This is a genomic window from Actinomadura geliboluensis, from assembly GCF_005889745.1.
GTDB classification, from domain to species: domain Bacteria; phylum Actinomycetota; class Actinomycetes; order Streptosporangiales; family Streptosporangiaceae; genus Spirillospora; species Spirillospora geliboluensis.
In genome coordinates, this window is record NZ_VCKZ01000663.1 from 1 (window position 1) to 2,660 (window position 2,660).

The 2,660-nt window shown below is 72.7% G+C and carries 2 protein-coding genes; one reads left to right on the plus strand and one right to left on the minus strand.

What is annotated here, in order from left to right; translation table 11 throughout:
* Positions 1-1,266 (plus strand): L,D-transpeptidase (locus ETD96_RS43205; RefSeq protein WP_338072671.1); only part of this gene is annotated, 1,266 nt, incomplete at its 5' end.
* 7 nt (positions 1,267-1,273) lie between these two features.
* Here the strand turns inward: ETD96_RS43205 and ETD96_RS43210 are convergent.
* The gene (locus tag ETD96_RS43210; protein WP_138642262.1) at positions 1,274-2,596 is read right to left on the minus strand and encodes a M48 family metallopeptidase; all 1,323 of its coding nucleotides are present in this window, start codon (positions 2,594-2,596) and stop codon (positions 1,274-1,276) included.
* Positions 2,597-2,660 lie beyond the last annotated feature (64 nt).

The following is a 2,660-nucleotide window of genomic DNA, read 5'->3' on the forward strand; positions in this document are numbered from 1 at the left end:
GGACCGGGGGAGCGGGGCCGGCGCACCGCCGCCGTGCTCGTCGGCGCGAGCGTCGTGGCGGGTGCCGCGGCGTGCTCGGGCGGCGAGCCGGAGGCCGGCGACGCGGTACGGCTCGCGGTGTCACCGGTGAGCGGCGGCGGAAAGCTCAAGCCGGACAGCCAGATCGACGTCAGGTCGCACAGCGGCACGATCGAGAACGTCACGGTGACGACGGGCAAGGGCGAGGTCGAGGGGGACCTCAGCGCCGACCGGACGCAGTGGCGGTCGCGCTGGTCGCTGGAACCGGGGAAGACCTACACGGTCGCCGCGACGGCGCTCGGCGAGGACGGCCGGACCCGCACGGTGTCCAGCCAGTTCACCACGGCCGAGGCCGCGAAGACCAACGGCGTGACGGTCGAGGCGCCGTACAACAAGGAGACCGTCGGCGTCGGCATCCCGATCATCATGAACTTCAAGGAGCCGGTGAAGGACCGGGCGGCGGTCGAGCGGGCGCTGGAGGTCACGGCGGACCGGACCGTCGAGGGCGCCTGGCACTGGTTCGGCGACCAGCAGGTCGTGTTCCGCACCAGGCAGTACTGGCCGGCCCACACGAACGTGCGGTTCCGGGCGCACCTGGCCGGCGTGCGCACCGGCGGCGACGTCTACGGCGGCAAGAACTACGCCGTCGACTTCAAGATCGGCGACTCGCACGTGTCCACCGCGGGCGAGGACAACCACAAGATGGTCGTGAAGGTCAACGGCAAGAAGGTCAAGACCATCCCGACCAGCATGGGCCGCGGCGGGTCCCGCATGTACACCACCACCAACGGCGTCCACCTGACGATGGCCAAGGAGGACCCCACCGTCATGACGTCGTCGTGGATGGGCGTCAGCCCCGGAAGCCCCGGCGGCTACAGCCTGACCGTGTACAAGGCCGTGCGCATCTCCAACAGCGGCGAGTACGTGCACAGCGCGCCGTGGTCGGTCGGCTCCCAGGGGAGCGAGAACGTCAGCCACGGCTGCATCAACATCAGCCCGTCCAACGCCAAGTGGTTCTACAACCTCAGCTACCGCGGCGACCCCGTCGAGGTGACGGGCACCAGCCGGAAGCTGGAGCCCGACAACGGCTGGGGCTTCTGGCAGGTCGGCTGGAACGACTGGGTGAAGGGCGGGGCGCTGAAGCGGCCGGTGACGACCGCACCGCGCCCTGATGCGGCGACCCTGTCCGCGCAAGGGCAGGGCGCCCAGCCGAAGGCACCGCACAAGCAGGGCGCCGAGGGCAACTGACGCGCCCTCAGCGGAGCGGCGGCGGAACCGGGACGCGGTTCATCCGGGCCCAGTCGCGGGCCATCGCGATCCGGTCGGGCCCCGCGGGGTGCGTCATCCACAGGACGCGCTCCGCGGCGTCGGGGCTCAGATCGGAGATGTTGCGCACCGACAGTTCGTGCTGCATCGACACGAAGGTCGCCGGGTCGCGGGTGAGCTGGAGGGCGTGCGCGTCCGCGCGGGCCTCGATGTGCCGGCTCACCAGGTTCTGGACGGGGGCCGAGACCTGCGTCCCGGCCGCCACGAGCGCGAGCACCAGCGCGACGGTGCGCGGGTCCGCCGCCGCCCGCCCGCGGGACGCGTCCCCGGGCGGGCCGCCGGGATCGACCCCGGCGCGCCGCAGGAGCCGCGGAGAGGTCATCAGGAGGTACAGCAGGCACAGCGCCCCGGCCACGCCCAGCGCGCCCACCAGCGTCCCCCACAGGACGTCATTGCGCTTGGCGTGGCCGAGCTCGTGCCCCACGATCGACCCGATCCGCGGGCGCGGCGACTTCAGCAGCGTGTCGTACAGGACGATCCGCCGCGTGGAGCCGAACCCGGACACGTAGGCGTTCAGCGACGTCGTCCGGCGGGAGGCGTCGGCGACCAGGACGTCCTTCACCGGAACACCGTCCCGCTGCGCCATGGCGAGCAGATCGGTGCGCAACTGCCCCTGCGGCAGCGAGTGGAACTTGTTGAACACCGGCTCGACGGCGATCGGGTAGATGAACGACACGAACACCACGAGCGCGAACCCGCCGGCGGCGGCGCCCGTCCACCAGTAGCGCGGGAACCGCCGTACGACCGAGTACAGGAGCAGCAGCGCGACCGTGTAGATGACCCAGCTGACGCCGAGGGACTTCAGCTGGTCGACGAGCCACGCGGGCCAGCTCTGCGTCGACAGCCCGTACCGGCGCAGCACCGACTCGCGCCAGATGTCGAACGGCAGCCCCGCCAGGCGCAGCACGGTGATGAGCACCACCGCGGCGAGCGCGATCTTGAGGGGGCGGCGGCGGGTGCGGGCGGTGACCCGGCCGATGAGGCGGGCGCCGAGCGGGGTGAGGCCGAGGGCCAGCACCACCGCGAGCCCCACCAGCAGCCCCGCGTAGGCGGGCGGGTTCACGGCCGAGTCGAACGCCCTGGACCGGGCGATCTCGGCGGGGGAGAAGTCGAGCGCCGGGTCGGCCTTCACATGCCCGCCCGGGACGTGCCCCGGCAGCGGGTTCCACGGCGTGGTCAGCGCGAGCACGGCCGCCACGGCCGCGAACAGCACCCCGGCGGCAACGGCGGCGGCGACCCGAGGCCGCCGCATCCCGGCGCCGTCGTTCTCGGCCGGGCCTCCATCAGCTCGGCCCCCGCCCACCCCAGCCTCAGCC

Excerpts from the sequence above, each read along its gene's own strand:
- ETD96_RS43210 (WP_138642262.1), bottom strand. The coding sequence starts at position 2,596 with ATGCGGCGGCCTCGGGTCGCCGCCGCCGTTGCCGCCGGGGTGCTGTTC.